This window comes from Marinomonas ushuaiensis DSM 15871 (genome assembly GCF_000521805.1).
GTDB lineage: Bacteria > Pseudomonadota > Gammaproteobacteria > Pseudomonadales > Marinomonadaceae > Marinomonas > Marinomonas ushuaiensis.
The window spans coordinates 664428-678173 of sequence record NZ_JAMB01000001.1; the positions used below are offsets into that span (position 1 = coordinate 664428).

Consider the following 13746-nt stretch of genomic DNA (forward strand, 5'->3'; position numbering starts at 1 on the left):
ACCCATGATACCTTACGGCAAGCAGGATATTATTCAGGCCGATATTGATGCGGTTGTGGCGGTACTTAAATCAGACTTCTTAACGCAAGGGCCACAGGTGCCCGCTTTTGAGAAAGCACTGATAAATGCAACCGGCGCGAATTATGCCCTTGCAGTGAACAGTGCCACTTCTGCTTTGCATATTGCTTGTTTGGCTCTTGAGTTAGGCGCGGGAGATATATTATGGACAACGCCTATTACCTTTGTCGCGTCGGCTAATTGTGGCTTGTATTGTGGTGCAGAGGTTGATTTTGTTGATATTGATCCAGCAACTTATAATTTATGTCCTCAGGCTCTTAGGCTCAAACTAATAGAAGCCAAGAAACAAAACCGTTTGCCTAAAGTATTGGTCGCTGTGCATTTATGTGGTCAACCATGTGATATGAAAGCGATTCATGCGTTAGCGGTTGAATACGGTTTCAAGGTGATCGAAGACGCTTCCCATGCTATTGGTGGGCGTTATCTAGACAGTCCAATCGGTTCATGTGAATTCAGTGATATTACGGTATTCAGTTTCCATCCTGTCAAAATAGTTACGACTGCTGAAGGCGGTGCGACATTGACTAATGATGAAACACTTGCGAATAAAATGGCGCTTTATAGAAGCCATGGAATTACGCGAGATAAATCGTTAATGGAGAATACGCCCCATGGCAGCTGGTACTATGAACAGATCGATTTAGGTTTTAATTACCGCATGACGGAGTTACAAGCGGCTCTGGGTGTCTCTCAAATTGCGCGGTTAGAGGCGTTCGTGGCGACTCGTCATCGTTTGGCATCACGCTATTATGAAAAGCTTAATGATTTGCCAATAACCTTGCCTTATCAATTACCCAACTCCTATTCTGGTCTGCACTTATTTGTAATTCGCTTAGATTTATCTAGGATTTCTAAAACACACAAAGGCGTGTTTGATGAACTCAGAGCCAATGGTATTGGTGTTAATCTGCACTATATTCCCGTTCACCTTCAGCCCTATTATCAACGAATGGGTTTTAAGCTTGGCGACTTTCCCTACGCTGAAAGTTACTACACGAATGCTATTTCCTTGCCTATGTTTCATGGCATGACAGATGAACAGCAAGACGAGGTCATCCGTAAATTAACCGATATTGTAATGAGTAAGTAATGAATATAGCCATCATTCCTGCTCGTGGTGGGAGTAAACGAATTCCACGAAAAAATATAAAGACGTTTCATGGTAAGCCTATGATTGCTTACTCTATAGAAGCGGCTTTAAAGAGCGGCTGCTTTGATGATGTGATTGTATCGACGGATGATGAAGAGATCGCCGCCATTGCTTTGCAATATGGTGCAACTGTCCCTTTTATGCGACCTGCTGATATATCTGATGATTACGCAACAACGCTGGATGTTATCGCCCATGCATTGACTTGGTGTCAGCAAAACCAAATGGATGTTGAAAACGCGTGTTGTATCTATGCAACGGCACCTTTCATCCGTGTATCAGATGTACAAGATGGTTTGTCTGCGCTTATTGATAGCGTCCGTTACGTGTTTAGTGCGACTCGTTATGCATTTCCAATACAGCGTGCGTTAAAAATGAACCAGCAAGATAGAGTCGAGATGTTTCATCCTGAACATTTAAATACTCGCTCGCAGGATTTAGAAGAGGCGTATCACGACGCTGGCCAGTTTTATTGGGGCAAAGCACAAGCATTTCTAAATAAAGAACCTATCTTTAGTTCGAATTCAAAGGCCGTTCTTCTTCCTCGTAAAAGAGTGCAGGATATAGACACTCAAGAAGACTGGGAGCTGGCAGAAGCTTTATATCGAGTGATTGAATGTTGAAGGTTGTTATTCGTACCGATGCTTCTTTGCATATAGGCAGCGGTCATGTGATGCGGTGTTTGGTATTGGCTGATGCGTTTAAGCGAGCGGGTCATACGGTGACTTTTGCTACGCGCCCTCAAAAAGGTGATCTTATTGGCCTTATTAAGCAACGTGGTTTTTCTGTCTGTGAATTAAATCTGCCATCGCATTGGTTAGAGCCGACAACAGCTGCCGATTATGCTGCTTGGTTACAGGTTGATGAGCGGCAAGATGCACAAGACTGCATGTCTCAGTTAAATAATGTGGATTTGGTGGTTGTCGATCATTATGGCATTGGTATCAAGTGGCACCAGAGCGTTAAGTCTCAGCATCGTTGTAAAATCATGGTGATTGATGATTTAGTTAGAGAGCACGCTGCAGATCTGATTGTCGATCAAACATTATTAAGAACCCCAAACGAGTACCAGTTATTAAACCCTACCGCTCACATTCTATCTGGTACTGATTACGCTATCATTCATCCTGATTTTGCTGAACTTCACACTGATTCTCTTGTAGGTAAAGAACTTAAAAACAAACCTCGCGTATTGGTTTCAATGGGCGGTGTGGATGCGCCTAATGCCACATTACAGGTTTTGAAAGCATTGAAGTGTGACTTCAGTGAACCTCCTTTGGTTACGGTTTTACTCAGTGCTCGTGCACCTCATTATCAACAAGTTAAGCGTTTTTCAGAGCAAGAAAAAGATTGGGTGACGCACATTGATTTTGTCGAAAATATGGCGGGATTTATGGCTCAATATGACATGGCAATTGGTGCTCCTGGTTCAACGTCTTGGGAGCGAGCGTGTTTAGGCATACCCAGCATTATCATTGCATTAGCTGATAACCAACTGACTATTTGTAAAAAGCTTTCTGATGTTGGTGCAGCAATTAGCGTTGATCTAGGCTCCATTGATAATGATTTAAAGAAGGCATATCAACAGCTATTGGCTGATTATGCTCAGATGAGAAAAACGAACCTGGAATTATGTGATGGCTTAGGCGTTGATCGTATTATCAAAAACATTCCACTGCTTTTTGATGATGTACTGCGGTTAAGGTGTGCTGAGTTAAAGGATACCCAGCAAGTTTTTGAATGGCAGTGCGCTCCTGAAACAAGACAGTATGCTTTAAATAAATCCGTGCCAAGCTTGGTTGAACATCAAGCTTGGATGGAAAGAAAAGTTTCCAATTCAAAGGATTATTTTTACATTATCGAAAGAGTGAACCTAGCCGAAGTTCACCCTGAATCTGTGGGTGTTGTCCGCTTGGACATGACCAGTGACAATAGCTATATTCTTTCTATTTTTATTGCACCGACTCATTTTGGTAAAGGGATCGCAAAACAAACTTTGAGCATGTTAGACAAGCAGCACCCAAGTATTATTATCAATGCCGTGGTACTTAAAGAAAATACCGCGTCCCATGCGCTTTTTCATCGCGCAGGCTATATAAAAATAGACGAAGAAAATTATATTCGGCCGCCAATAGAGTGAAACACATATGAACAAATTTATTACGATCGATGGCAAAAATATTGGCCCAAATTACGCTCCTTATATTATTGCGGAAATGTCGGCGAATCATAATGGCAGTATAGAAAATGCCTATAAAATAATGGAAATGGCGAAGGAGTGTGGCGCGGATGCTATAAAGCTACAAACCTATCGACCAGATACGATCACCATGAAAAGCGATAATCCTGAGTTTTTAATTAAAGGTGGGTTATGGGATGGAAAAACGCTCTATGACTTATACGAAGAAGCTCACATGCCATGGGAGTGGCATAAGCCATTGTTTGAGAAAGCGGAAGCGTTAGGTATTACGATTTTTAGTTCGCCGTTTGATTTTACTGCTGTTGATTTGTTAGAAACACTTGGTGCTCCTGCGTATAAAATCGCTTCATTTGAAGCGATTGATTTACCTCTTATTGAATACGTTGCTAAAACCGGTAAGCCGATGATTATCTCTACTGGAATGGCGAATGCAGAAGAGATACAAGAAGCCGTAGACACAGCCAAAAATGCAGGGTGTAAAGAACTTGTGGTGTTGCATTGTGTCAGTGGTTACCCAGCACCATCAGATGATTACAACTTAGTTACCATACCTGATATGGCCGCTAAATTTGATGTGCTGACTGGATTATCAGACCATACAATAGACAACACAACCGCGATAACGTCCGTGGCATTAGGGGCCTGTTTAATAGAAAAACACGTTACCTTAGATAGAAGTGGTGGTGGCCCTGACGACAGTTTCTCTTTAGAAAAACCAGAATTAATGCAGTTATGCCGAGACAGTAAAATCGCTTGGAAAGCACTTGGGAAAGTAAACTACGAACGAAAAGAAAGTGAAAAAGGCAACGCCATCTTTAGGCGTTCACTTTATGTGGTCAAAGACATTGCTGAAGGTGAAGAGTTTACACACGACAACGTCAAAAGCATCCGACCGGGCTATGGTTTGGCTCCTAAATATTTATATGACGTAATAGGGACAGTGGCAAAGAAAAATCTTAAAGCGGGTGAGGCTCTGACAGAGGAAATGTTGGGAGAAAAGTAAGTTTCTGAGTGGTAATGTTTTTAGACATTAAGACTGAACTCAAAAAAATGACCGTTATGAAAATAACGGCCATTTTTTATTACTAACTAAAAACTCTAGTTTTACACTTATTTCGCAGCATCTGCTTCTTGAATGCCATGCAGTTCAACTACAAATTTAAGGGCGGCATTTGCTGGGATTGGGCCTGTGCCACCTGGGCCGTAAGCGAGATCTGCTGGAATGTACAATTCATACTTAGAACCAACCGGCATTAATTGTAGGCCTTCAGTCCAACCAGGAATAACGCCGCTCAATGGGAAGGTGATAGATTCTCCACGCTCGTATGAGCTATCAAATACGGTGCCGTCGATTAAGCTACCTTCATAATCTACTTCTACCGTGTCTGTTGCGCTTGGCTTGTCGCCTTTGCCTTCTGTGATAACTTTATACAGTAAACCAGATTCTGTTTTCTTCACGCCATCTTCGGCTTCTTTCTCGTTCAACCATGCTGCAGAAACGGCTTTTGATTCTTCATTTAGCTTTTCTTGCTCTTGTTGAGCTACTGCTGCTTGTTCTTGCTGATAAGCTTGGATAGTTTGTGTCACTTCATCCATTGTCATTTGACCGTCTTTACCAGCAAAAGCATCTTGGAAACCAGCCATGAAGGTATCCATGTCCAATTCAGAGAAGTCTTGTGTCATACGAGAACCAAACATAGTACCAATGCTGTAGCCAAGGCGTTGCTCTTTCGTGTCTAGTTTGATTGAGTCGTCAGCGTACGCAAAAGAAACTGATGACATAACCAGCGCCGCAATAAGAGTTTTTTTCATAAGAAATTATTCCATTATTATTGAGTATTTAATCACTTAGTGATGTAAGCATTAAGACGGAGTTTAATTTGTATACGGTATTTAGCCAAGCATTCTATGGCGCGAAAATTATGGCGCGAAAACAAAGCGGAAACAATGATATACGCTTTGTGCTTTGTAAAACCAGATCCGTTGTACCTTTGTAGTATAAGTGTTCTAACATAAGTAAGGCGGTTTATGCCAATTTTATGTTATTCACTTTATCAAAGTGACCCCTTCACCTGTACACCTTGTTTGAGTTCCAAAAGATCTTTCTTTAATTATTAAGAATGGTTTCACAAAACACAAAACGTAGAACCAGATTAATCTTGAATTCTTGTCATAGACAATCGGTTTTACGCAAGCATGACGGTGTTTGCTAAAGCAGCAGAGTTTATTTAGTTGTCTTGACGAAATTCTGACATTTTTACAAAGCCACAACGGCAGATCACACTCGTACCTCGTTCATCTGCCCTACGGAACAGGAATGGGCTGCTTGTTATTTTATGCCCATTAACAAAGGAATCAGGATTGGAACCAAAATACTCATGATGAATCCGCTGGCAATACACACAGGAATAATTTGTGCACCGTGAAATTTTCCTAACATGGGTAAGGTGAAGTCCATTGCGGTTGCGCCAGAATAACCCACTGACATATGGCTGTTTAATCTGGCAAGAAAAGGAATCAGCATAAGGGCGAGAATTTCACGGCCAAGGTCGAGTAAGAATGCGGTGGTGCCTAATACTGGATCACCCAAGCCAGAGATTAAAATCCCCGACAAACTGTACCAGCCAAATCCAGAGACAACGGCAAGCCCTTGGTTCCATGTCAGTCCTAATACCCAGCTACCAACCCAACCGGCCAGTAATGTCGTAGTTATGGTGACGAGTGCAATGATCACACCTTGGGAGTTTAAAAAGAGTTTACGTAATTTGTAATTGCCTTGCCTGAGCTGACAACCAACCAAAAATAGTAAGAAATACAAAAGGTAAGTAACCAGTTCATCAACACCGGTTATCCAGTCTTTACTGAATATACCAATGACTATACCAGCAATGACCCAAGCAATGGTTTTAGCTGCGTCTATCAAGGCATGACTGTGTTTAGTTTGTGGTTCCTGTGATAAATGATCGGCGTGTGTACCGCCAAAGCGTAAGCCGCTTAAATACAAGCCTGATAAACTAATAATGCTGATAAGTACAAACATAACAATAGCTTGGTAACCAGCAACAAGAAGCTTTTCAGCAAGGTTGTCTAACGCGCCAAGACTAAAACCAATTAACCCTAAGATGACGTAAACCAGTTGTTCTAACCATTTTGCGACGCGGGCAGGGGAAAATACTTTGATATTAACCCAATAACCAAAAAGTAGGGCGATGAGCAAAGGGCCAAGCGTCGCGAGAATAGTCATGTATAGAGTCATCCAGAGCAGAGTGTAATTGCGCCTTATTGTCCTGATATTTCTCAATAAATACAATGATATGTGTGGATGTGATGTGGGATTCATCGGCCGATTCTAAAATCGATAATGCATCAAGCTCTATCGGATTTCATGTCGGAATACATTCCGCCCTATCTGTGATGCATCAATGGCGTGGTTTTTTGTGCAATGTTGGGTGATAGGTGGTAAATTGCTCGGCTGTTTTGGGTGTTTTCTATGGATAGTCGGCGGTGATGTGTGGTTAAGCGTTTTCCTGTATTGAAAGAAGTGCTTCATTTATTGTTTCCTATGGTTCTGACGATGACGTTGGAGTTGTCTATCAGCGTAGTTGATACCATCATGCTAGGGCATTACAGTCCTTTGCATCTCGCAGCAGTTGGTCTTGCATCGAGCCTTTGGCTTCCTGTTGGCTGTTTTCTGATTGGTGTGACCTTTGGTATTACGCCTTTGGTGACGCGCCATCTACATGGTCGACAACCTAAGCTTGTCAATCTTTATATGTCTCAAGCCATTGGGTTGTCAGTTGTGCTTGGCATATTGGCGAGCTTATTAACCGTGTTTGTTTTACCTCACCTTGCCAGCATGATGGCGACAGAAGAGGAAACTCGTAGAGTCTCCGTGAATTATTTGTATATCTTCGCTCCTGCTTTGCCTATGTTGGCGTTGATGACAGCGTATAAAAACTTGTTTGAAGCTGCAGGGCGTCCAGGATTTCCACTTTTTGTGGCAAGTACCGGTTTGGTATTAAATGTCCTGTTTAACTATGTGCTGATTTTTGGCAAGTTTGGTTTCCCTGAAATGGGCGCAGAAGGTGCAGCGTTAGCGTCTTTGTTGTCTTTGTATTTGGCTGTGTCTTTGTTTTTTGTTTATGACCGATTTCTTAATAAAACGCCTTTGTTCACTCGCTTGGTTTGGCGATATACTCGAAAATTTTCGATCTTATTAAATGTTGGTGCGCCAGCTGGATTCGCTTTTGCGTTTGAAGTTGGGTTGTTTTCCTCCATGACTTGGTTGATTTCTTCGTTTGGCGACCTCGCGTTGGGCGGTGGCCAAATTGTTATGTCTTATACCTCATTCCTATTCACACCTATGATGGCGATGAGTGCGGTTACTGCCATAGTAGTTGCAAAAGCCATGTCCAAAGAAGGTGTGGAAGGCGTTAAAAAGCGCATTCGAGTTATTTTGTGGTTAGGCTTAACTTACGTATGTACTTGCTTCTTCATCACGCAATTTTTTCACAATCAAATTCCTTATATCTACAGCAACAATGAAGAAGTCGTGGCCTTGGCAGCCAGCATCTTACTTATATCCTCCTGTTACCAATTTCCAGATATGCTGCAAACCGTGTTTACAGGTGCGCTTCGTGGCTTCCGGGATACACGCACATCGATGATTGCGTTTGGTGTTTCGTTATTTGGTTTGAGTATTCCGTTTGGTTTTTGGTTATCTCACTACAGCCCTTGGGCCGAAACTTTATCGTTACGAGGTTTTTATATCGGCTTAGGTGCAGGGTTATGTCTATTAGCCACCATTTTGATATTACGTTTTAGAGTGGTGTTACGTCGATATGAAGGCAAACGTATTAGATCACCAAGAGAAGTCGCGTAATTAAACAATGTGAATATTGGTTATTGAAACGCCAGATTACGCCTCGTTCCCTAGCTAGTTTGGCCTACGGGCGAAATGATTTACATTGTTTGATTAATGCATCTATGTCCATGTGTTGTTCTGTGCTGTCGGCGAGTCGGTTGATTTCGCTATCGCGGAATTGGTCGTAGTCAAAATGGTTGGCTTGGTTGACGCCAGCCCATTTTAATAATGTGTTGAGTGCTTCTGGGTGGTCAAATACGCCATGGAGGTAAGTGCCAATGATTTTGTTGTCTTCTGAGACAAAGCCTTCGAGTTCACCGTTTTCTAACGTTGCAAAGTGGTTTACTTTATTCGAGAAGCGGGACACTCCTGAGTGTATTTCGTAGCCAGTAAGCTGACTAATATGGTTGCCTAGGTTGGAAATGTCTAGGTTGAGAGTACCTTGGCGTTGTTTGAGTTGTTTCTCTTCTTTGAGTTCCGTTTCCATGGGAATAAAGCCAAAGCCTTTGGCGTCTGTGTTCATATCTTTGTTTTCTAACCCAAGTGGATCTCGCAGAGTGTCTCCGAGCATTTGAAAGCCACCGCAAATCCCAATCACCTTTCCACCGTATCTAAGATGTTTATTCAGATAGCTTTCCCAACCTTGTTCACGTAAAAAAGCGAGGTCGCTTTGTACGCTTTTGCTACCGGGTAAGATGATTAAATCTGCTGGTGGAATCGGTTGGTTTGCGCCAACCAAGGTAACTTGTACATCAGGGTGAAGGCGTAACGCGTCCCAGTCTGTGTGATTACTGGTGCGTGGCATGATTGGAATGACAATGTTGAGTTTCGTGTCGGTGTCCGTTTTGATTGGGCTTTTTGTGACGGCGTCTTCGGATTCAAGATGGAAGCCTGTGAGGTAAGGTAAAACGCCTAAAACGGGTTTTCCTGTGCGTTCTTCTAGCCAGTCTAAACCGGATTGCAGTAAGCTAATATCACCACGAAAACGATTGATGACAAAGCCAATGACGCGATCTTGTTCACTTTGGCTGAGTAAATCCAGTGTGCCAACGAGGTGCGCAAACACGCCGCCTTTGTCGATGTCTGCAATGATGATGACAGGGCAGTCGATGCTTTCTGCAAACCCCATGTTGGCGATATCGCGCGCGCGTAAATTGATTTCAGCTGGACTGCCAGCGCCTTCGATCAGCACGGCTTCGTATTGTTCGGCAAGTCGATAATAAGATTCCAGCGCGGCTTCTTTGGCGATACTTTTGTATTCGTGATAGCCAACAGCATTCATGTTACCAATGGCTTTGCCTTGGATAATGACTTGTGCGCCGGTGTCTGTGTTTGGTTTTAGTAAAATGGGATTCATGTCTACGTGAGGTTCTAAACCTGCTGCATAGGCTTGTACTGCTTGTGCTCGACCGATTTCATTACCATCGTTTGTTACGGCACTGTTTAACGCCATGTTTTGTGGCTTGAAAGGTGCGACTTGTATTCCGCGTCGTGCAAACAAACGACACAAGGCCGTGACTAAAGTACTTTTTCCGGCGTCCGAGGTGGTGCCTTGGACCATTAAGCTAAAAGCTGGCATTCAGTTCATCACGCTTTAAATCAATAAGGTGATAGAATTCTACCTTACCTTCTTGTCTTGTTAAGTGAAAAAACGACCTATATTTATGATCCTTTCTAATTCAGACAGTATTTTTGATAGTTTCTTCTCAGTTTTCTCCACCACGAGCCTTATTCTACTGGCGGCCTTGTTATTGGATCGACTCTTAGGGGAGCCGAAAAGCTGGCATCCGTTGATTTGGTTTGGCCGTTGGGTTGATCTCTGTAAAACCTATACAAAGTTGCCTTTGGATTACGATGAAAAACAACAACGCAGCGCAGGTGTATTGGCTTGGTCATTGGCGGTTGTGCCTTGGTTGGTGATGTTAATGGCTTTGTTTTGGGTTCTGCCAAATTGGCTCGACAATGTGTTGTCTACCATCGTGCTGTATTTCGCCATCGGTTGGCAAAGTCTACGGGAACACGCTTTAGCGATTTTTGATCCACTCGAAAAACATAACATTGAAGATGCCCGTTCCGCTGTGAGTCGAATCGTTAGCCGAGACACGGAAAACCTGAGTGAGTCTGACGTGGCAAAAGCTGGCATTGAGTCTGTCTTGGAAAACGGCAGTGATGCGATTTTTGCACCGATCTTTTGGTTTTTAATCTTGGGTGCGCCGGGCGTTTTACTGTATCGATTGGCGAATACGTTGGACGCTATGTGGGGATACAAAACGGACGAGTTATTACATTTCGGTTGGTTCGCGGCTCGTTTTGATGATGTGTTGAATTATCTTCCTGCTCGTTTGGTTGTTTATACCTATGGCGCTTGTGGTTATTGGCAAGGTGCGATTCAAAGTGCGCGTGAACCTTCGGCACGTTGGAAAAGTCCAAACGCTGGCCCTGTGATGGCGGCTGGCGCGGGTGCATTAGGTATTCAATTGGGTGGCGAAGCGCCATATTTTGGTAAAATGGAAACGCGTCCTGTGCTGGGTGTTGAAAATCCAAATGCTGAAAAAAGCCAAACGCCTTCAATCCAAGATTTAAAATTGGCTATCTTGCTGGTGGATAAAAGCGTGTATTTGTGGAGTTTGATTATATGTCTTCTGTTCTAATATCTAATCAATTATTGACTAATCTAAGCCAGCAACCACCGAAGCACGGTGGAGATCTAGCTTATTGGCAACGAAAAGTCGGTGATGATGCCTTGAACTGGTTGGATCTGTCTTCTGCCTGTAATCGTGAACCTTGGCCGATTCCCATAATAGATCCTGAGCTTTGGATGGCGTTGCCTGACCAAGCTATTTTGTTAGATTCTGCAGAAAAGTATTATGGCCGTCGCCCGAATGCTCTTGGTGCTGGTTCACAGCATATTATTGAATCCTTACCTTTGTTAATAAAAGAAAACCTTCTGGTAAAAGAAAGCCGAGCGCTGAAAAACAGCATTGTCATGGTGCCACGAGTCGGTTACCAAGAGCATGCTTTTGCTTGGCAAAAATGGGGATTCGAATTGGCCTATTACGATTCGGTTGAAACCTTACTCGAGCAAGAATTTGCTGTTGCTGTGATCATTCAGCCTAATAATCCGACAGGAGAGTGGGTGACAAATGATGAACTGTTGGCTTTGATTGACCATGCAGAACAACAAGGTGCGAGTTTGATAGTAGATGAAGCTTTTGTTGATCCTTGCCCTGAGCTTAGTTTGTTGGCTCAATGTAATCATGACCAATGGCCTGAGTCTTTATTTGTGCTGAGATCGGTTGGTAAGTTCTTTGGTTTGGCTGGTGCTCGTGTTGGTTTTGTTTTTTGTGCTGAAAAATGGCAAAAGGTTTTAAAAAATTTAATAGGGCCTTGGCCTGTTGCCACGCCGAGCTTGCATTTAGTGAGTTTGGCGTTTGCTGATGTTGAATGGCAAAGACAAGCATTTGGCTCTTTAAAGCAACGTCAGGCGGCTTTTGTTGAACGAGTGATGCCGAAATTCAATACGATTTTTGATTCTCAAGACAGTGTGGTGAATTCTTTGTTTATCACTTGGCGTCTGGATAGCGATGAATGTGCAGAGCAGATTTTTAACCTGTTGCATCAGGTTGGTATTCATACTCGACTAGGCGAAGGTTGGATTCGTGTGGCGTTACCTGCAATGGACGAAATGGATAGGCTAGATAAAGCCCTTATTCGGCTATTAAAAAGCGCAGGAAGTGTCGAGTTCACAAGAGGAGAGCTAGGATGAAACATTTAGTCCTTGGTGGTATTCGCAGTGGCAAAAGTGCCTTTGCTCAGGAACAAGTCGCTCAATTAGGTAAACCTGTGTGTTATGTGGCGACTTCCCAAGTGTGGGATGACGACATGGAAAAGCGAGTCCAATTGCATAAGGAAAACCGTCCTTCCGAGTGGCGTGTAATTGAAGAGCCTCTAGCGCTGGCGAGCGTATTAGAGTCGCTCAACTCACCAGAGCAAGCAGTTATTGTTGAATGCTTTACCTTATGGCTGACGAATTTACTGTGCTTAGAAGATGAGGCGCGTTTGGCAGAAGAAAAATCCGCGTTATTAAAAGTCGTTGAAAATTTCCAAGGTGACTTGGTGTTGGTGTCTAGCGAAGTCGGTTTGGGTATTATACCAATGAACGCTCTGGCAAGACGTTTCGCTGACGAAGCCGGTGAAATGAACCAAACTTTGGCTAAATTGACCAATCGGGTAACTTTTGTTGCGGCAGGACTACCTATGCCGTTAAAATCTCACCCTTAAAAACTGACCGCATACAATCGTAGGAACTTTAATGACCCCTTATTCAAAAGATTTCCCTGTTTCATGGGAAGAGTTACATAGAAATGCACGTGCTTTGTCTTGGCGTTTGCTTGAGCAAGGACCTTGGAAAGGCATTATTGCGATTACGCGTGGCGGCTTAGTTCCTGCTGCTATTCTGTGTCGTGAAATGGACATTCGTTTGATCGATACGATTTGCGTTGTTAGCTACAAAGATGGTGAAGCTGGTGAAGGCGCTATAAAGCAAGGCGAATTGAATGTCTTAAAAGGCGTTGAGGGGGATGGCGAAGGTTTCATCCTAATTGATGACCTTGTTGATACCGGTCGTACGGCAGCGAAAGTTCGCGAAATGTTGCCAAAAGCGCATTTTGCAACGATTTACGCAAAACCTGCAGGCAAGCCTTTAGTGGATACTTTTGTCACTGAAGTCAGTCAAGATACGTGGATTCGTTTCCCTTGGGATATGGAGTACACTTTCTCAACGCCACTTGCCGACCGTCAAGGCAAGTAAGCACTATTCCTTTCGCGTTTATCCTTATTGATGCTTTACAAAATGAAACGAGAGATCTTGCAAACGATACAAATCTCTCGTTTTTATTGCATTTTTTTTAAGCTAAATTTATTAATACGTCATTTGTTTGCAAAGCCTTTTGCCTAAAAGGTATGCGTTTAGAATGTTTGGTTTCTTATTACCTCAATCCAAAAAAAGGGTTTTAATATGTGTAAAACACTAGTTAGAGCAATGGTTGCAAGTGCGCTTATGTTGGTATTCTCGCTTCCTGCATGGGCTGAAGGAACAATCGCTAGAGCCCAATTTTCAACAGATGTTATCGACAGAGAACCAATTGATGATATTGGACCTACGGTAAAAGTCGAATACGGTGAAATCCAAAAGGTGTATTTTTTTACTGATTTACGAGACATGTCTGGTACACGAGTCGTACATCGTTGGACATTAGATGGTGATAGTCAGGCGGAAGTTGCGTTTGATATTGGTGGAGACCGCTGGCGTGTATGGTCAAGTAAGCGCTTATTGCCAGGCTTTGATGGTAAGTGGGCTGTTGAAATTGTCCAAGATGGCGAAATAATTGAAACTCGCTCGTTTGATTATGTGGATGACTATTAAAAAATAAGGCATGCTTGGTTTTCGAATTG

The 13746-nt window shown here is 43.0% G+C and carries 13 protein-coding genes; 10 read left to right on the forward strand and 3 right to left on the reverse strand.

The window, feature by feature from the left end:
• Positions 1-4: 4 nt before the first annotated feature.
• From pseC to pseI, 4 genes are read left to right on the forward strand one after another with little or no spacing between them, the layout of a single operon-like run.
• Entirely contained in the window at positions 5-1168 is a 1164-nt protein-coding gene (gene pseC / locus MUS1_RS03095; RefSeq protein WP_036158875.1) for a UDP-4-amino-4,6-dideoxy-N-acetyl-beta-L-altrosamine transaminase, read from the forward strand.
• The gene (pseF, locus tag MUS1_RS03100) at positions 1168-1851 is read left to right on the forward strand and encodes a pseudaminic acid cytidylyltransferase (protein WP_036158877.1); all 684 of its coding nucleotides are present in this window, start codon (positions 1168-1170) and stop codon (positions 1849-1851) included. The genes pseC and pseF overlap by 1 nt, the downstream gene beginning before the upstream one ends.
• A complete protein-coding gene (gene pseG / locus MUS1_RS03105) occupies positions 1845-3368 on the forward strand; it encodes a UDP-2,4-diacetamido-2,4,6-trideoxy-beta-L-altropyranose hydrolase (RefSeq protein WP_211236415.1) in 1524 nt (507 codons plus the stop codon). The genes pseF and pseG overlap by 7 nt, the downstream gene beginning before the upstream one ends.
• Before the next feature lie 7 nt (positions 3369-3375).
• Positions 3376-4431, forward strand: coding sequence for a pseudaminic acid synthase (pseI, locus tag MUS1_RS03110; protein ID WP_036158879.1), 1056 nt, complete (start codon positions 3376-3378; stop codon positions 4429-4431).
• A 107-nt stretch (positions 4432-4538) separates the two neighbouring features.
• Here the strand turns inward: pseI and bamJ are convergent, their stop codons facing one another.
• Together bamJ and MUS1_RS03120 are read right to left on the reverse strand one after the other, a co-directional pair.
• On the reverse strand, positions 4539-5240 hold the full coding sequence (bamJ, locus tag MUS1_RS03115; RefSeq protein ID WP_036158880.1) for a BamJ family beta-barrel-assembly machinery protein: 702 nt from the start codon (positions 5238-5240) through the stop codon (positions 4539-4541).
• A 517-nt stretch (positions 5241-5757) separates the two neighbouring features.
• Positions 5758-6672 carry a LysO family transporter gene (locus MUS1_RS03120; protein WP_036158883.1) on the reverse strand — a complete coding sequence of 305 codons (915 nt, stop codon included), beginning with the start codon at positions 6670-6672 and terminating at the stop codon, positions 5758-5760.
• A 267-nt stretch (positions 6673-6939) separates the two neighbouring features.
• Here MUS1_RS03120 and MUS1_RS03125 point away from each other — a divergent pair, with 267 nt between their 5' ends.
• Positions 6940-8310: an MATE family efflux transporter gene (locus MUS1_RS03125; protein WP_036158884.1), complete on the forward strand. Its 1371-nt coding sequence runs from the start codon at positions 6940-6942 to the stop codon at positions 8308-8310.
• Between the two features lie 64 nt (positions 8311-8374).
• On the opposite strand, the gene MUS1_RS03130 is transcribed toward MUS1_RS03125, so the two are convergent.
• Entirely contained in the window at positions 8375-9871 is a 1497-nt protein-coding gene (locus tag MUS1_RS03130) for a cobyric acid synthase (RefSeq protein WP_036158887.1), read from the reverse strand.
• A gap of 85 nt (positions 9872-9956) precedes the next feature.
• Between MUS1_RS03130 and cbiB the strand changes: the two genes are divergently transcribed.
• The 5 genes from cbiB (at position 9957) to MUS1_RS03155 (ending at position 13717) form a co-directional block, all read left to right on the forward strand.
• Complete coding sequence (gene cbiB / locus MUS1_RS03135; protein ID WP_051436069.1) at positions 9957-10943, forward strand: adenosylcobinamide-phosphate synthase CbiB; 987 nt, start codon at positions 9957-9959, stop codon at positions 10941-10943.
• Entirely contained in the window at positions 10928-12058 is a 1131-nt protein-coding gene (locus MUS1_RS03140; protein WP_036158889.1) for an aminotransferase class I/II-fold pyridoxal phosphate-dependent enzyme, read from the forward strand. Before cbiB ends, MUS1_RS03140 begins: the two co-directional genes overlap by 16 nt.
• Complete coding sequence (gene cobU, locus MUS1_RS03145) at positions 12055-12573, forward strand: bifunctional adenosylcobinamide kinase/adenosylcobinamide-phosphate guanylyltransferase (protein ID WP_036158891.1); 519 nt, start codon at positions 12055-12057, stop codon at positions 12571-12573. The genes MUS1_RS03140 and cobU overlap by 4 nt, the downstream gene beginning before the upstream one ends.
• 31 nt (positions 12574-12604) lie before the next feature.
• On the forward strand, positions 12605-13102 hold the full coding sequence (gene gpt / locus MUS1_RS03150; protein WP_036158893.1) for a xanthine phosphoribosyltransferase: 498 nt from the start codon (positions 12605-12607) through the stop codon (positions 13100-13102).
• Between the two features lie 207 nt (positions 13103-13309).
• The gene (locus MUS1_RS03155; protein ID WP_036158895.1) at positions 13310-13717 is read left to right on the forward strand and encodes a DUF2914 domain-containing protein; all 408 of its coding nucleotides are present in this window, start codon (positions 13310-13312) and stop codon (positions 13715-13717) included.
• Positions 13718-13746: the final 29 nt, after the last annotated feature.

What these genes read in the sequence shown, in the direction of transcription:
- pseC (WP_036158875.1), top strand. Translation starts at nt 5, where the DNA reads ATGATACCTTACGGCAAGCAGGATATTATTCAGGCCGATATTGATGCG.
- pseF (WP_036158877.1), top strand. Translation starts at nt 1,168, where the DNA reads ATGAATATAGCCATCATTCCTGCTCGTGGTGGGAGTAAACGAATTCCA.
- pseG (WP_211236415.1), top strand. Translation starts at nt 1,845, where the DNA reads ATGTTGAAGGTTGTTATTCGTACCGATGCTTCTTTGCATATAGGCAGC.
- pseI (WP_036158879.1), top strand. Translation starts at nt 3,376, where the DNA reads ATGAACAAATTTATTACGATCGATGGCAAAAATATTGGCCCAAATTAC.
- bamJ (WP_036158880.1), bottom strand. Translation starts at nt 5,240, where the DNA reads ATGAAAAAAACTCTTATTGCGGCGCTGGTTATGTCATCAGTTTCTTTT.
- MUS1_RS03120 (WP_036158883.1), bottom strand. Translation starts at nt 6,672, where the DNA reads ATGACTATTCTCGCGACGCTTGGCCCTTTGCTCATCGCCCTACTTTTT.
- MUS1_RS03130 (WP_036158887.1), bottom strand. Translation starts at nt 9,871, where the DNA reads ATGCCAGCTTTTAGCTTAATGGTCCAAGGCACCACCTCGGACGCCGGA.
- cbiB (WP_051436069.1), top strand. Translation starts at nt 9,957, where the DNA reads ATGATCCTTTCTAATTCAGACAGTATTTTTGATAGTTTCTTCTCAGTT.
- MUS1_RS03140 (WP_036158889.1), top strand. Translation starts at nt 10,928, where the DNA reads ATGTCTTCTGTTCTAATATCTAATCAATTATTGACTAATCTAAGCCAG.
- cobU (WP_036158891.1), top strand. Translation starts at nt 12,055, where the DNA reads ATGAAACATTTAGTCCTTGGTGGTATTCGCAGTGGCAAAAGTGCCTTT.
- gpt (WP_036158893.1), top strand. Translation starts at nt 12,605, where the DNA reads ATGACCCCTTATTCAAAAGATTTCCCTGTTTCATGGGAAGAGTTACAT.
- MUS1_RS03155 (WP_036158895.1), top strand. Translation starts at nt 13,310, where the DNA reads ATGTGTAAAACACTAGTTAGAGCAATGGTTGCAAGTGCGCTTATGTTG.